Consider the following 14,780-nt stretch of genomic DNA (forward strand, 5'->3'; position numbering starts at 1 on the left):
TTATTCTGCGAGCCTGCGCATCGTTTCCAGAAGCACATTTGCGCCGTCAATACAGTCTGCCTCGTCGCTCCATTCATCGGGATGGTGGCTGATCCCCTGCCTGGACCGGACAAAAATCATTCCAAAAGGTACGTGCTCTCCAAGTATTAATGCATCATGGCCGGCACCGTTCATTTCATATACCGGAAGGCCAGCAGACACGCAGCTTTCTGCAATCGCTCTTCTATCTCTCCGGTGCAGGAAGCAGGCTCCACCTGTTTCGTTATGTGGTGTTCTATATGTACGCTCCGCTTTTTCTCTTGTGCTTGAAAGCACTGCTTTACACGCGAGAGCATACGCTCTCTTTAGCTGTATCTGTATGACGGAAATCAATGGAAAAAGCTGCTTCGCCGGAATAATATTAATCCCGTCCGGATATACTTTCAGTTTCCCTACTGTACCGACACCGCCTTCATCTACAGCAGCCTGTTCCACCTCCATCATCACTTCAGCCATAGCAAGAGCTGCATCTGAGCGGATATCCATTGGCGTAGCTCTGCATGATCAGCCATTCCTTTTACTTTTACCTGAAAGCCATAATGGCCCTTGAATATCTTTTACAACGCCTACTGAAAGGTTTTTTTCTTCCAGCTGCCGGCTTTGTTCGATGTGCATTTCTATATACGCCTTGACCTCTTCCGGAGCCCGGACAGCTTTATGAAATTCAGCAGGATTAAAACCTGCCTGCTCATATGCTTCTTTATATGTCTTCCCAGGTCATCTTTAAGATTCAATGTATCCTCGCTGATCTTTCCAAACATTCCTCTGCTGCCAGTGTATCCGGCCCCAAAACGAACGCCTTCTTCATCTTGAAAAGAAATTACCTCTATTGGATGACTCATTGAAATTCCCGCTTTTATTAAAGCTCTTACCGCTTCCACAGCACCTATGACTCCAAGGCTCCCATCAAAGGGCCCGCCATTTATAACTGTATCAATATGAGAACCGGCAATAACTGCCGGAGCACCGGGACCTTTCCTTCAAGTCTTCCGATAATATTGCCTACTTCATCAACCCGGACCTGCAGCCCCGCTTTTCATATATTCAATCAGGCGGCCTCTCGCTTCCATATCTTCGTTTGACAGCGCCAGTCTTGTAATTCCGCCTTTGCCCGTCCTATCTGCCGGAAGGCCATTAATTCATCCCAGAGCTGTTTTTCATCTACCTGACATGTTGCAAGCATCGACTTCACTCCCGTCTTTCATTAGTTGACGTAAGTATAAGTCGAATTTTTCAGACAATCATTGTTTATATTATCCAAAAAAATTATGTTTTATTAGTTATTAAATCCAGTGAAAAAAGAATATTCGTTTCCCATAGGCTGGAAAGGCGAAAGTATCGTCTTTTCGTTCTTATTCTTATGGCAGATAATATGACAAAAAAATAAGTGCCCATTATTGGACACTCATTTTTTGTTTAATTTTATTAACCGTGAAGCCGTGACGTCGATGCCTCCACTGTACAGAAGATGAGGAACAGACGAGGGCTCTGCGAAACGGTTGGCCCGAAACAAATCATTTTGCACGGCTTTCCAGCTTCCTCTCTGCAACGGCCAGGGCTTATGGGCAATCCGGCCTTCAAATAAGCCGTTTCTGCCCCGGCTCGTATAGAAAATATATCGTTCTGTCAGCCAATGTTCCAGGCTTCCTTTTCCGCATAAAAAATCTGTTTATCTCCTTTGTAGACAGCATCAAATCTTGTAGACGTATTTTTCGTTTGTGGGCAAACTGGATCGATTCCTGCGCAGTGGACACAGAAAAGTCCGCCTGATAATAAGGAATCGCAAATAATTTTCTCGCAAGGTAGACGCCCAGGGCCGATGAAGCATCCAAATTAAAGAAATAAACACCTTTCTCTCCATTTAACGTGACATACGTGCGCAGGTTGAGCTCAGGAAAAGCAAGCCCCGTTCCAGAGGGCATTACGGCTAATCGAATATCCTCCATAAGAAAAGGCACTACTCCCAAATATGCCCTTCCGTTAAATGTATCCAGCTGAAGTCCTTTGGGCAGACGTGCTTCGACATCCGACGGGTCCCAGTCCCAGTGGGCAAAAAATGCTTTTTTCCATTTCATTTTTAACAGTTTTGGTTCCATAGAGGCAGTCACTCATTTCTTTATTATTCTGTTAAGTATAAAAAGAAAAACAGCTTTTAGACAGCATCCTGCTTTTACTGAAAGCAAATGACTTGCAGTTCATGTTTGGCAGCAGTATTATTAAAAAAGTTAAAACTTTAGTATCAATACTTTTTACCTAAAAAAATTGAAAATTTCCAAAAAATGTCGATATAATAAAAAACAGCTATTCTTCATTATGTACGGGGGATTATGGAAGCATTCACTGGCTCATACAACTATTGGATTGTCCTTTTATCTATATTTATTGCTTCTTTTGCGGCTTATTCCGCTTTGGATTTAACTTCACGGGTCATTCATTCAAGCGGATGGAAGCGAAGAATTTGGCTGTACGTGGGCTCTTTTGTCATGAGTCTTGGCATTTGGTCTATGCATTTTGTCGGCATGTGGCGTTCGAAATGGACATGCCTATGATGTACAATCCATGGATGATGCTTTTGTCTTTTGCTGCAGCCTATGTCGGGTCATTTATCGCCTTTTTACTATTAACCTGAAATCCAGATTGAATATCCGACGCCTTTTGTTGCTGGTTTATTTATGGGAGCTTCCATTTCCGCCATGCATTACATTGGAATGGCCGCAATGGAAGGCGTTACGATCTCATATGATCATTTCCTTTTCGCTTTATCTATTCTCGTAGCTGTTCTTGCTTCTATGACTGCTATGAAAATGTTCTATGAACTCGCTATGAAAGATACTTCATTCACCTTATTTTTATATAAATTATTAAGTGCGTTGGTAATGGGTATTGCGATAAGCGGCATGCACTATATTGGAATGAACGCTGCCTCCTTTACAGGCGAAATGAACCACGTTCATACCGGCGGCATTGATTTAATGACCACTGCTATTATCGTAAGTATCTTTATTGTGATGATTCAGTGTTTTTTGTCGTTGGTGCTTTTACTGACAAGCGCCTTGCTTACAAGACTGCCATGCTCTCTGATAACGAGCACCGTTATCAGTCGCTGCTCGATCATAGTATCGACGCTATCTTCACGACTGACCTTCAAGGCAGATTTACGAAAATGAATAAATCGGCTCCCGGTTGATAGGCATTCCTGAACATAAGTGGAAATATGTTAACCTGTCCTCCGTGTTTTCCGGAGAAGAAATAGATCATGTCTCCTATCAGTTTCGAAAAGTAGTTTCAGAAGAAAAACCTGCCAGCTTTGATTCTATTATTCAATCCAACGATCAACCCGTTCATTTGAACACAACCTTAATTCCTATGTATCTGGGCAGTGAACTAGAAGGCATTCACGGAATAGTAAGGGATATCTCTGCCCAGGTGGAGGCCGAAGAGGAAATTCACGCTATTGCTTATACCGATCAGCTGACCGGCCTGCCGAATCGGCGCTTTTTCGTCAACAAGATTGAACAGACGCTGGCTGCATCTAACGAGAAAACCGTTTTATTCTTTCTTGATCTCAACCGGTTCAAGATGATCAATGATTCGCTCGGTCATTCTGTAGGAGATCTGCTGCTGAAAGGAGCATCAGCGAGACTTCAGGACTGTATTGATGACACAGCTGTTCTAGCCCGGCTTGGTGGTGATGAATTCACGATCCTTCTGCCCATGATAGAGCATGATAATTATCCGACTGAAGTGGCGGAGTGCATCATAAAAGCATTCGAGCAGCCGATCCAGGTTCTCGGCCACAGCCTGTATACCTCTCTAAGCATAGGAATTGCCGCAGCACCCGAAGATGGACAAACATCAGATGAATTAATGAAGCATGCAGATATTGCTATGTACGCAGCCAAATCGAGAAGTAAAAGCAACTATGCGTATTACCATGCCAGCCTTCTTTAAAAACGGAAACCATGCTTGAACGGGAGCAGGAGCTGAAGCACGGCATTTCAAACAATGAGTTTTTTCTTGCCTATCAGCCGCAGATCAGCTGTACCGATCGTACTATGGTTGGTGTGGAAGCACTGGTGCGCTGGAAAACAAAATCAGGTGAAATCAAAAGCCCCGGTGAGTTTATCCCGCTGTCTGAAGAAACCGGTCTGATTATTCCATTAGGGGAAGCTATTCTTGATATGGCCTGCGCTCAGGCGAAAAAGTGGGAAGAGGCAGGCACCCCTATCCAGGTATCTGTCAATCTCTCACCCAAACAGTTTCAATCCGACGATATTGTTGATTATGTAGCTGCCATGCTGCAGCGTTACGATCTTTCTCCATCCCTGCTCGAGCTTGAAGTCACGGAAAGCATGACAATGGATCATATGGATCGTTCCATAGGTATTTTAAACAAGTTCAGGGATCTTGGGGTATCGTTGTCTATTGACGACTTCGGCACCGGGCACAGTTCGCTTTCTTATTTAAAAGAATTTCCCATTCAGCGGTTAAAAAATCGACCGTTCATTCATTAAAGACATTCACTCTGATCCAAGAACCGAAAAAATCACCAGCGCTATTATTGCAATGGGACGTCATCTTAACCTATCTATTACAGCGGAAGGGGCGGAAACTGCGGAACAGGTTTCCTATCTCGAAGACCATCATTGCTCGGATATTCAAGGTTTTTATTTCAGCAAACCGCTTTCTCCTTTAGAAATTGAAGCCAACTACTTTGCAGGCAAGTCAAACGACTCCATTTCTTTCTAAATTCATTCAGCCGGCCTGCAAAAGTAAACGGGGCCGGTTTTTTTCATGTATCCGGGCTTGTCACAACAGCAGGAATAAGCTTATGATAAACCTAAGTTTAATCGAACAAACCAGGCAGATAGCATGTCGTAAATACAATATGAGGAGTTTTTCCAATGAAACGAATTGCCGTATTCTGCGGCTCCAGAATGGGAAACAGCCCACAATATAAAGAAGCCGCTTCCGTCCTTGGATCACTTCTGGCAAAGGAAGGCATCGACATAGTGTACGGCGGTGCTTCTGTCGGAACAATGGGGGCCCTGGCGGACAGTGCGCTTCGGGAAGGTGGAAAGGTTATTGGCGTTATCCCGCAGATGCTGGAACAGAGAGAGCTTTCCCATCAAGGGTTGAGTGAGCTTCTTGTAGTAGGATCCATGCATGAAAGAAAAGCAAAAATGGAAGAGCTTGCTGATGGATTTATTGCTCTCCCGGGTGGTCCCGGTACGCTGGAAGAATTAGCGGAAGTTTTCACCTGGGCTCAGCTTGGTGCACACCGAAAACCAGTAGCCCTGTTGAATGTTGATCACTACTATGACCATTTCCTAAACCTGTTTGTTCACATGCAGAAAGAAGGCTTTCTCGAAGAAAGCCAACGATCCATGCTTATTCATGATAACGATGCAGCAGCACTGCTGGCCGGCATGCGTTCCTATCAGCCGCCTCACGCCGCTCCTGTTATTGATCGTTCTCAAACTTAGCGAAGAAAAGGAAATTTGGAGGGATCGTCCTGATTCTGTTCGAAGTATTGAACAGCAGGGGCGATTCTTTCTTTTAAGTCTGCGCATTCAATACCTGACCCATCCAGATCCTGGGCGGCTCTTCTTGTATCAAACGATGCTTTGTATTCAAAGTAATCCAATGTCTCTTTCGGAATGCCCAGCTTTCTTCGCAAGGATCCTGTAGATAAGAGCATACGAAGAAAACTTATCGGAACTTTACGCTTTGGTTCTCTGCCATGTATTTCAAGCGCAAGCATACGCTGAATCTCTTTCATCTTATAAGGATTTGGATCCGTCAGGTGATACGTATGATTCTCTCCCTTTGCTTCATGGGCCAGGTAAAGCGAAGCCCGGACGACATAATCGACTGGCACGAAGTTCCCTTCCGCCTCCCCGCTTCCCGTATATCCTCGAAAAGCTGCCTGGGTTGGATTACGCATTGCCTTTATTAAATAATAAAATCCATCAAACTTATCCGTTTCCCCGTTACAGAATTACCCATAATAATACCAGGACGTATAATCGTTACAGGAACGGTTCCCCGCATCATTTTTTCTACAAGAAATTCACCCTGAAATTTCGTTTGTTCATAATTATTTTAAAGTACTGCTGTTCATTAAGCTGCGTTTCAAAAATGTTTCCTTCTCTTTTTCCAGCTACGTAAGCCGTGCTGAAATACGTATAACGTTTTAGATGCGGGAGCTCCTTCACCCAGTCATTCACCATTCTTGTGCCTGTTACATTGACCGAATAGGCATGATGGTAGGAAACGGACAAATCGTATACTGCTGCAAGATGAAAAACATGGGTCACCTGTTCTTTTATTTGTTTTTCATACGCTGAATCTATATTCAAACCCGATTTAGTAATATCGCCGGAAACGATTTGAATGGCGCCACGTGGAAAGGCCTGTGCTTTTGCTGTTTCATTTGCTTTATCTTCTGCTTCTTCCAGCTTTTCCGGATGAACGAGAAGGTAAATTGATTCTGTATCCGGCTTCTCTTTCATAAGCTCGCGAAGCAGGGCTCCAGCTACAAAGCCCGGAAAACCTGTAATAAAATAAGAATTTTTCACGGAATTTCTCCTTTTCCTTTTTATTTTCATTAAAAACGGGTACACATCCTAAAGAGGAGGGATGACACAATGGCAAATGAAGAAACAACAGCTCAAAAGATGGAAGCAACTACGGAAGAACCGTTTAAATCTTTAGAAGAAGCAGAGGCGGCAGCTAAGCCGAATCATATTATCGTTTCTAATGATAACGGGGTAACATTTCTAGTTATTCCTACTGAACGTAAAACAGTAGCGAATTCACTTGGTTATGATGTACACGAGTAATTGTGAAATAAAAGAAGCTTCTTTCTATGAAACATCAGAAGAAGCTTCTTTTTTTTGCCTTTTTACTGCGTGTTCTTACGACCGGGACAGCAGATATTTATATATAGCCTGCGTGCCGCTGTCTTCTTCGCCTGCTTCTGCCATCGCTTCGTATACTTGTTTAGAGGTCCGGAGTCCCGGTGTCTCAATGCCAAGCTCTTCAGCTGATTCAATCGCTATTCCCATATCTTTAATAAAGTGTTTTACATAAAATCCCGGGGCATTATCTCCTTTTATCATTCTTGGAGCAAGGTTTGTCAAAGACCAGCTGGAGGCAGCACCAGTACCGATACTTTCAAGCACCTCTTCCTGGTTGAGACCGGCAGCTTTAGCATAGACCATCGCCTCAGCCACACCCATCATTGTAGAAGCGATAACGATCTGATTACTCATTTTCGTATGCTGTCCTGCCCCTGCCCCGCCCTGCCATCTAATATTTGATCCCATTGCTTCAAATACATCTTTAAGCGCATCAAATGCTTCTTTATCTCCGCCCGCCATAATAGCAAGCGTGCCTCCTCTTGCACCGATATCTCCGCCGGATACCGGCGCATCAATGGAGTAGATATTTTTCTCTTTAGCCTGCTCATAAATAGTTTGGGCAAGCTTTGGTTTGGACGTCGTCATGTCAATGACATAGCTTCCCGAACCAGCGCCGGCCAGAATTCCGTTTTCTCCAAAATACACCTCTTCTACATCCGAAGGATAGCCGACCATTGTAATGACGATATCTACCTGCTGCGCCAGCTCTTTGACTGTTGGAACCCACGAAGCGCCTTCTGTAATCAGGTCTTTTGCTTTTTCCTCTGTCCGGGTAAATACGTAAAGCGTATATCCTGCTTTCATTAAGTTCGCTGCCATACTTTTTCCCATTACTCCTAGACCAACAAAACCGATTGTCTGCAATGCACGCTTTTCCATAGATTCAGCCACCTTTTTATTAGTATGTATTATAGTTTTGTATACCCTTCCAAGCAGGAGTCTTAAAACCTTTCTTTCTAAAAAGAGAGGAATAGAACGTTACGCATTTCCTACAATGCCTGAATGACCGGTTTTCTGTTTTTATAGTAGCGCCATTCTTTAAAGCCTGTTTCTTTTAGTACCTGCCGGACTTCTTCCCATTCATCACCTACGCGTTCCGGCACATGGCTGTCTGATCCAAATGTTACCGGCACATCGTAATGGCAGGCCATTTCCAATATACCAGCAGAAGGATACCACCCTCCGCAGTACTTCATTTTTCCAGACGTATTTACTTCGATCGCCGTTTCTGTTTCCCCAATCACCTTGAGCGTCTGCTCGACTTCAGGAGTATAGAGCTCGGAGATGTAAGGGAAGTATCCTTTTAAAGCATCAATATGACCGAGAATATCAAACATTCCGCTGCGCGCTGACTGCTGAATTAAATGATAATATTCATTTTTCACACGGAGCATTTCTTCGTCTGTCATTCCCGTCCAGCGGTCTTTATTAAAAATATTCTGGTCTTCTACAAAATGAACCGAACCGATAAGATAATCAAGCTCATATTTAGCAAACTCATGCTTGTACGTCGAGGCAGCTTTTGGAAAATAATCGGATTCCACCCCCGCCAGCACATCAATCCGGCCTTTATATTTTTGTTTCAACGCTTCTATTTCCTTTATGTATTCTTCAAATTCGCTTGCTGCCATCGTAATGTGTGGATAAGGATGATCTGTTTTTTCGGCAAAGTAAGGAGAATGATCAGAGATGCCAATAACCTGAAGACCTGAATCCAACGCCGCTTTAATATAATCTTCCATCGTTCCTTTGGCATGGCCGCAGCGATAATGATGGGTATGCATATCAAATTTATTCATGTTATCCCCTCCTGTATATAGTTTAGCAGATATCCGGAGACTGGTGCTTTTATTGACAAAAAAGGAAAAATCATTATATATTCAAGGAAGTTTATAAGGAAAGGACTTATGTAGAGTGAAATGGAGTTTTGGCTTAACCATTCTATGGACAGGTGTCTTCATATTAGCTGTGCTGTTCTTTGTGGATAACACCGACTTGATGGAAATAACAGAAAATCCTTTTCAGCCTGAAGTATCAGCTGAAGAGATTATAGAATTAAATGGACTGCACCCGAGTGTGGAGGAGAAAAGAGACCGTATCATCCGACGGGCCGGTGCAAGAGGAATAGATATCGTTATTACAGAGGAATATCGTACAAAAGAAGAGCAGGATGCGCTGTATGCGCAGGGCCGTACCGAACCCGGCCAGATTGTAACAAGTGCCCGTGGAGGAGAATCCTATCATAATTATGGTCTTGCCTTTGACTTTGCCGTACTTGATGAAGATGGAGAAATCCACTGGGATGTCAAGCGGGATGGAAACAACAGCGGTACCGCCGATTATAAAGAAGTCGGAGAGATAGGAAAAGACCTTGGACTGGAATGGGGCGGCGACTGGCAGGGCTTTACGGACTATCCGCATTTTCAGCAGAGCTACGGCTGGAATATCAGCGATCTGCAGCGGGCGGAAGACTCTTTATAATACCTCTCCGGTTTTTTGACTAGGTGTGTTCTTCATACCGTCCTTCTTTGTACCAGTACAGCACTTGAATGACAAGAGCAATCGCAACGATGAGAACCATCCATAAATAATTGACGTAGCCCGGACGAAATATGCTTAATATAACAACAAGTCCGGCAATAAACCACGCCATATGCTGGGCGTTTTTCCACATGGAACTCCCTCCTGTTCGTGCGTCTTGTACCCAGTATACTCTCTTTTCGGAATAGACAAAAACCTTTCCACTTAATAGCGGAAAGGTTCTTTACTGTTCTTTTTTGTCTCCATTTATAGATTCCCCACAGTGCCGTAACAACAAAAGCAATAACGGACACGACAAAGGTAAATCGGAAAAATGGCGGGTAGTAGACAAATTCAATCGTATTATCCCCCGGTTCAATCTCTGTGCCGAGAAAAGCAAAGTTTGTTTCCAGTACATCCTTTGATTCTCCGTTTACTTTAACGTCCCATCCCAGTTCATAAGGAACCGGCAGCGTTAAATGCGTATCATTTTCTGAATTGTTAAATTCAAGCTCCATTCGATTTCCTTTTATGCTCACCTCTTCATCTTCATGAGTTTCAGAGGCTGCAGCCTGTTCGAGCGTTTCGTAGGTTTCTCCGGCAAGCGCAAGGTTGTCCAGTGTATAACTGCCTTCAGGAATGCGGATAGATATAGTATCCGTACTCTCCACCCGGATGGTAATGTCATTTACATCTGTCCGGTACAAGGAATTATGAGATTTCCGATCCGTCCGGAATTCGTTAACGTCGAGCAGAAAACCAGGAGCATCTCGATCATTGTTCTCAAGGTAAAAGGAGACATATAGATCTTCCCATGTTTCAGACTCTTCCCCGAGAACAATATCAAGACCGCCTTCCTCTTCTGTAACAGTAAGCTGGCCGTCATTATACTCACCATTCACCGGCACAACTTCTGCTTCTTCCAGAATGTCGGGGCTGTCGTCAGGAATCTCGGCATTCTCGGCGGGATTCTCTAATATAATACCTGACAGCATGGCCTGCTCCCGTTCTGGAATCGAACGGTTCAACGCGTCTTCTCTATCATAAATAGTACTCGACGTCTGAACAAAGGGCAGAACATTTGTGTTCTCATAGATTACATAGTTTTCACTTTCCATGAACTCCTCAAAACCATACGGAACGACTTCTTCCTCCTCTTTAGCGTGCATCAGATACTTACCGCGGAGGTCGCTGTACAAATTCGCCCGGTCGCCAAAGCCGGAATAGCGGCTGACACTTTCACTTTCCATATCAATTTCCAGATCCTCATAATATAAAAACAGCATATTTTGATTTTGAATGCTCGAGTAAGCACTTGTTCCGTAAAATTCCTGCACAAGAGGAATATTATTTCTCGTATCCTCTCCTCTCCAATCAAGGCGCGGCATCGTTGTTTCGTCCTGAGCCTGGAGACGGTCAATCAAATTCATCTGTTCCTCATTCATATAATCTTCACTTAGCATATATTCACGTGTAACCTGATCCACGTTATTTCCTTCGTGAAACTCAATCCGCTGGTGGTTATTTAATACCAGGATATTGCCAATCATAATAACCGCAAGCAGCGTGTAGCCAAGAGCCGGTTTGCGGAACCAGCCAAACAGCACGAAAACCAGTGCTATGACAAAAGCCTGAATGAGCACCAAAACCCCCTGGTTCGTATCACTGTCTGCCACATCGCCCGTCACATACATAAATATATACATCACGATAGCCAGAATACCTGCCGTGACCAGCCAGGTTCTCTTCACTTTCGTCAAAAGCTGCAGACCGACAGCTGTCATGCCTCCTATTGTGAAAGAAGCAAGGTACTCAAAACGATTTCTCGGTGCAGAAAAACCGTTAAATAAACTGCCGGCAAGCGGGCTGAAATGCAGAATAATTAATAGTAAACTAATAGAGGCAAACAGAAGGAACAATTTATTTTATAGAAGGTCCCTATCCATACAAAAAGCAAAAAGATAGTAGGAAGCAGCAGCGTCAGGCTTGTAAATAGGATGTTGTCGGAAAAATCCCACAGCGGTATGCTGTCTTCATAGGGCGGCCGGTGGTTATTAAAGTAACCGTAAGCAGCCGGAATAAAGCCTGGAGATCCCATTCCAAAGCCAAGAATCCCGCCAAGCGTATAATGTTTTAAACTGCTTTTTAAGCGGCGCTTCATTCTTTCCAAACGGATCAGCCATCTGGCCAGAATATAAATACCGATAAAAATGAGGTTAATATAGGCAAAGTAGAAGTTAGAGAAAACTGTCAGTGCAACGGCAACAACAAACCAGGCCGGCTGTTTTTCCCGAATAATTTTTTCTACTCCTAATACGAGAAGCGGCACCCATAACAAAGCATCCGCAAAAAATTCCCAAAAAACCACGTGCCGGAAGTAAATAGCGCTGATGGCATATAAAGAAGCCCCCACAAAAGCTGGGACTGTCTGAATTTTCATGTAGCGGAAGACTGCTGTAGTAATTAAAATAATTACGGTCACTCGTATTACGCTTATCCATACGTTCGCCTGGGCCCAGAACAGCGCATCCGGGGAATCGATAATCCCTATCGTATCAAGCAAAAATACAACGGCAACAGAAAAAAGGTACACCAGATTGGTAGAGTAGTAATAACCAAGCTGGCTGTATATACCTGCACCCATTCCGAAGGAAAAGGAATAAAAGAAATTCCCGCTTGTGTATTCGTTATATAACAGTGCTTTAAAGGGTGCTACCTGATTCAAACCGTCATTGGGGCCAAGCATATAGCTGTCGTTCCACCATTCCCTTAGAAAGAAGAAATGAGAGAAAAAAGCAGCGGCAAAGGCAGCAGCGATTAAAATAATTATTTTTCTTTTTGTTAGTCATAGAGGCCCACCGTTATTTTTTAGTATTTTTCCAGTAACAATAAACGTGATAGGGATGGTGAAAATAACAGCGAAGAGCGGTGCTGCATTGCTGTTCAGCTGCAGCCATTCCACAAAGATAAATACAAGCGTGGAGGACACAGCTACATTAACAAACTGGGTAATCGGAAACTGCAGGAACTTTGAGAGCGTCGGCTTTACCCGGTACGTAAAATACGTATTCAAGAAAAAGGAAATCACCAGACTGACAATAAAACCAAGAATGTGTGACACCATATAGTGAAAGGACAAAAGGTTATGGCAGACTAAAAATACGACATAAAATTAAACGTGTTCATGCCGCCGACAAGGACAAAACGAGTGAACTCTGTGTTGAAACGCTTCATTTCTTATGTCTCCTCGTTGTGTTTGTTTCGCGGACAAGATAATGCGGACGCTGCTTGGCTTCGTAATAAATCCGGCCGATGTATTCACCTATTACTCCAAGGCTGAATAAATGAAGGCCTCCGAGGAAGAGTACGGCTGAAATCGTCGTGAAATAACCCGGCACGCTCACACCATTGCTAAAAACCTGGACAAACATAATCGTAATGTACACAAGGGATAGCATTAGAATAAATAACCCGACATACAAGCAGATACGCAGCGGTTTATGATTAAAAGAAATCATTCCATCGATTCCATAGTTAACCAGATTCGACATGGACCATTTTGTTTCGCCCTGCTGGCGCGCTGCACATTTTCATAGTGGATAATTTTCTGGTCATATCCGATCCATGAGAACAGACCTTTGGAAAAACGATTGCCTTCTTTTAGTTCCAGCATAGAATCAACCGCGCGCCGACTCAACAGACGGAAATCACCGATACCATTTTTAAGGTCTACATCTACCAGCTTGTTCATTAATACATAGTAAATATTAGAAAGGCCGGTACGTACTTTAGAATCGCCTGTTCTATTGCGCTGGGCTATGACCTGGTCGTACCCTTCTTCAAAGCCTTTAAGCATATCCGGAATCAGGGACACCGGATGCTGCAGATCAGCGTCAATAATAATCACAGCTTCTCCTTTAGCGTGCTCCAGGCCGGCAATCAAAGCTGCTTCTTTACCGAAGTTTCTCGTAAAGGAAATGTAGCACACCTCACTAAAAGAGCCGGCCAGCTCCTGCAGCACCTGCAGCGTATTGTCACTGCTGCCATCATCTATATAAACAATTTCATATTGATAGGATAAGGACTCAAATTCTTTCCGTAACTCTTCATGAATTAACGGTACGTTTTCTGCTTCATTATACGCCGGTATAATGAAGGAAACGGTTGGCTGTAAACCGCTCATAGCTGCTCCTCCAATTACATTTATCTCTTTTTTTACATGCTGCTTTCTTTTATACTCTCTTAAACTAGTGCCTGTATCAGCTGTCAGAGAAGAATCGAACCAATATTATAATATACCAGAAGAAAGCTGATTTGGTTTCATAGACACATTGAAAAGCTATGTGAAATTATGTAATTATCTGTTTACTGCATAAATAAAGCCGGCCGGCTTCAGCCGGTCAGCTATTATGCTACTCTGCCAGAAAATCCTTAATTACTCTATTCACAATGTCAGGCTGTTCATGATGAACCCAGTGCGTCGCTTCTTCTACAAGAACAAACTTTCCATCCATACACAGTTTAAGACTCTCCTTAGGAAGATTCCTGGATAAAAACGTGTCATTTGCGCCCCAGATAATTTGAACGGGCACAGGAATATTGTTATCCGCCCCCTGTAATTTTACCGATTTGGAAATAGACCGGTACCAGTTAAGCATTGTTGTCAGCGCCCAGGGCTGACTCCACGCTTCTTTATATTTCTTTATATCTTCAGGTGAGAACACATCTGCCCTGCTCGAGGTAAGCAGCGCTTTTTCCATCGCTAGAAAATCATTTGCGCGCAGAGCTTTCTCGGGGTTTCTGCCATTTGGAAAAAGAGCATGTAAGAGCTTTTAACCCACTGCTGGGGCTCTTTGGCAAGTACCCTTGGCATAACCGCCGGATGCGGGATGTTAATGGGTATAAGCTTTTCTACATATTCCGGACGCGTCGCAGCTAAATGCCATCCGACAGCTCCGCCCCAGTCGTGTCCGATAATAATTGCTTTATTTTTATGATGGTATTTAATCAAACCGATAATATCGTCCCGCAGTTTATTTAGTGTATAGTTTTCCACTCCCGAAGGTTTATCGCTTAAATTGTACCCTCTTTGATCCGGGGCAATCACCCGATAGCCAAGCTCTGCAAGCATGTCTATCTGATGTCTCCATCCATACCAGAATTCCGGGAATCCATGAAGCAGGACGACCAGTTCACCATCGTCAGGTCCTGCTGTCGCTGTATGAAGACGTATGCCATTTGTTTCAATATATTCAAAAGTGATATCTGCCATAATGTCAGCCTCCCTTTTGCTGG

Annotated in this window: 20 protein-coding genes and 4 pseudogenes; 9 read left to right on the forward strand and 15 right to left on the reverse strand. The window is 43.6% G+C overall.

Annotation, left to right across the window (positions count from 1 at the left end; genetic code table 11):
- The 5 genes from MMY81_RS01600 to MMY81_RS01605 all read right to left on the reverse strand — a co-directional run bounded on the left by MMY81_RS01600 (position 1) and on the right by MMY81_RS01605 (position 2,135).
- Positions 1 to 525, reverse strand: coding sequence for a M20/M25/M40 family metallo-hydrolase (locus MMY81_RS01600; RefSeq protein ID WP_252311362.1), 525 nt, complete (start codon positions 523 to 525; stop codon positions 1 to 3).
- Positions 526 to 656: 131 nt separating this feature from the next.
- Positions 657 to 992, reverse strand: a complete 336-nt coding sequence (locus tag MMY81_RS34830) for a M20/M25/M40 family metallo-hydrolase (protein WP_374561179.1) — start codon at positions 990 to 992, stop codon at positions 657 to 659.
- Positions 993 to 1,087: 95 nt separating this feature from the next.
- Positions 1,088 to 1,222 (reverse strand): hypothetical protein, encoded by a 135-nt coding sequence (locus MMY81_RS33240; RefSeq protein ID WP_256497838.1) that lies wholly within the window; start codon positions 1,220 to 1,222, stop codon positions 1,088 to 1,090.
- Positions 1,223 to 1,444: 222 nt separating this feature from the next.
- The gene (locus MMY81_RS34835; protein ID WP_374561182.1) at positions 1,445 to 1,681 is read right to left on the reverse strand and encodes a DUF2071 domain-containing protein; all 237 of its coding nucleotides are present in this window, start codon (positions 1,679 to 1,681) and stop codon (positions 1,445 to 1,447) included.
- On the reverse strand, positions 1,617 to 2,135 hold the full coding sequence (locus MMY81_RS01605; protein WP_252311363.1) for a YqjF family protein: 519 nt from the start codon (positions 2,133 to 2,135) through the stop codon (positions 1,617 to 1,619). Before MMY81_RS01605 ends, MMY81_RS34835 begins: the two co-directional genes overlap by 65 nt.
- 437 nt (positions 2,136 to 2,572) lie before the next feature.
- Between MMY81_RS01605 and MMY81_RS34840 the strand changes: the two genes are divergently transcribed.
- The 7 genes and pseudogenes from MMY81_RS34840 (at position 2,573) to MMY81_RS01630 (ending at position 5,525) form a co-directional block, all read left to right on the forward strand.
- Positions 2,573 to 2,668 (forward strand): MHYT domain-containing protein, encoded by a 96-nt coding sequence (locus tag MMY81_RS34840; RefSeq protein WP_374561025.1) that lies wholly within the window; start codon positions 2,573 to 2,575, stop codon positions 2,666 to 2,668.
- 43 nt (positions 2,669 to 2,711) lie between these two features.
- A pseudogene (locus MMY81_RS01610) lies at positions 2,712 to 3,080 on the forward strand (MHYT domain-containing protein); the annotation flags it as partial.
- Between the two features lie 29 nt (positions 3,081 to 3,109).
- Positions 3,110 to 3,226, forward strand: coding sequence for a PAS domain S-box protein (locus MMY81_RS34845; RefSeq protein ID WP_374561027.1), 117 nt, complete (start codon positions 3,110 to 3,112; stop codon positions 3,224 to 3,226).
- Positions 3,223 to 3,990, forward strand: a complete 768-nt coding sequence (locus tag MMY81_RS01615) for a GGDEF domain-containing protein (RefSeq protein ID WP_252311365.1) — start codon at positions 3,223 to 3,225, stop codon at positions 3,988 to 3,990. The genes MMY81_RS34845 and MMY81_RS01615 overlap by 4 nt, the downstream gene beginning before the upstream one ends.
- Positions 3,991 to 4,001: 11 nt before the next feature.
- Entirely contained in the window at positions 4,002 to 4,553 is a 552-nt protein-coding gene (locus MMY81_RS01620; protein ID WP_252311366.1) for an EAL domain-containing protein, read from the forward strand.
- Between the two features lie 31 nt (positions 4,554 to 4,584).
- Complete coding sequence (locus MMY81_RS01625) at positions 4,585 to 4,788, forward strand: EAL domain-containing protein (RefSeq protein ID WP_252311610.1); 204 nt, start codon at positions 4,585 to 4,587, stop codon at positions 4,786 to 4,788.
- Positions 4,789 to 4,943: 155 nt separating this feature from the next.
- A complete protein-coding gene (locus MMY81_RS01630) occupies positions 4,944 to 5,525 on the forward strand; it encodes an LOG family protein (protein WP_252311367.1) in 582 nt (193 codons plus the stop codon).
- On the opposite strand, the gene MMY81_RS01635 is transcribed toward MMY81_RS01630, so the two are convergent.
- The 3 genes from MMY81_RS01635 to MMY81_RS01640 all read right to left on the reverse strand — a co-directional run bounded on the left by MMY81_RS01635 (position 5,522) and on the right by MMY81_RS01640 (position 6,620).
- On the reverse strand, positions 5,522 to 5,920 hold the full coding sequence (locus MMY81_RS01635) for a hypothetical protein (protein WP_252311368.1): 399 nt from the start codon (positions 5,918 to 5,920) through the stop codon (positions 5,522 to 5,524). The genes MMY81_RS01630 and MMY81_RS01635 overlap by 4 nt on opposite strands.
- Positions 5,921 to 5,994: 74 nt before the next feature.
- A complete protein-coding gene (locus MMY81_RS34850; protein ID WP_374561031.1) occupies positions 5,995 to 6,096 on the reverse strand; it encodes a hypothetical protein in 102 nt (33 codons plus the stop codon).
- Between the two features lie 5 nt (positions 6,097 to 6,101).
- Positions 6,102 to 6,620 (reverse strand): SDR family oxidoreductase, encoded by a 519-nt coding sequence (locus MMY81_RS01640; RefSeq protein ID WP_252311369.1) that lies wholly within the window; start codon positions 6,618 to 6,620, stop codon positions 6,102 to 6,104.
- Between the two features lie 69 nt (positions 6,621 to 6,689).
- Between MMY81_RS01640 and MMY81_RS01645 the strand changes: the two genes are divergently transcribed.
- Complete coding sequence (locus tag MMY81_RS01645) at positions 6,690 to 6,884, forward strand: hypothetical protein (protein ID WP_252311370.1); 195 nt, start codon at positions 6,690 to 6,692, stop codon at positions 6,882 to 6,884.
- Between the two features lie 75 nt (positions 6,885 to 6,959).
- On the opposite strand, the gene MMY81_RS01650 is transcribed toward MMY81_RS01645, so the two are convergent.
- Together MMY81_RS01650 and MMY81_RS01655 are read right to left on the reverse strand one after the other, a co-directional pair.
- The gene (locus tag MMY81_RS01650; RefSeq protein ID WP_252311371.1) at positions 6,960 to 7,844 is read right to left on the reverse strand and encodes an NAD(P)-dependent oxidoreductase; all 885 of its coding nucleotides are present in this window, start codon (positions 7,842 to 7,844) and stop codon (positions 6,960 to 6,962) included.
- Between the two features lie 110 nt (positions 7,845 to 7,954).
- Complete coding sequence (locus MMY81_RS01655; RefSeq protein ID WP_252311372.1) at positions 7,955 to 8,764, reverse strand: histidinol-phosphatase; 810 nt, start codon at positions 8,762 to 8,764, stop codon at positions 7,955 to 7,957.
- 115 nt (positions 8,765 to 8,879) lie between these two features.
- On the opposite strand from MMY81_RS01655, the gene MMY81_RS01660 reads away from it, so the two are divergent.
- A complete protein-coding gene (locus MMY81_RS01660) occupies positions 8,880 to 9,446 on the forward strand; it encodes a M15 family metallopeptidase (RefSeq protein ID WP_252311373.1) in 567 nt (188 codons plus the stop codon).
- 32 nt (positions 9,447 to 9,478) lie between these two features.
- Here MMY81_RS01660 and MMY81_RS01665 read toward each other — a convergent pair whose 3' ends face one another.
- The 5 genes and pseudogenes from MMY81_RS01665 to MMY81_RS01685 form a co-directional block, all read right to left on the reverse strand.
- Positions 9,479 to 11,404: a YfhO family protein gene (locus MMY81_RS01665; RefSeq protein WP_252311374.1), complete on the reverse strand. Its 1,926-nt coding sequence runs from the start codon at positions 11,402 to 11,404 to the stop codon at positions 9,479 to 9,481.
- Positions 11,368 to 12,231, reverse strand: a complete 864-nt coding sequence (locus MMY81_RS01670) for a YfhO family protein (RefSeq protein WP_252311375.1) — start codon at positions 12,229 to 12,231, stop codon at positions 11,368 to 11,370. The genes MMY81_RS01665 and MMY81_RS01670 overlap by 37 nt, the downstream gene beginning before the upstream one ends.
- Before the next feature lie 99 nt (positions 12,232 to 12,330).
- Positions 12,331 to 12,719, reverse strand: a pseudogene (locus tag MMY81_RS01675) (GtrA family protein).
- A pseudogene (locus MMY81_RS01680) lies at positions 12,716 to 13,668 on the reverse strand (glycosyltransferase family 2 protein). The pseudogenes MMY81_RS01675 and MMY81_RS01680 overlap by 4 nt, the downstream one beginning before the upstream one ends.
- 229 nt (positions 13,669 to 13,897) lie before the next feature.
- A pseudogene (locus MMY81_RS01685) lies at positions 13,898 to 14,757 on the reverse strand (alpha/beta fold hydrolase).
- Positions 14,758 to 14,780 lie beyond the last annotated feature (23 nt).

The sequence above is a fragment of the Sinobaca sp. H24 genome, assembly GCF_023845525.1.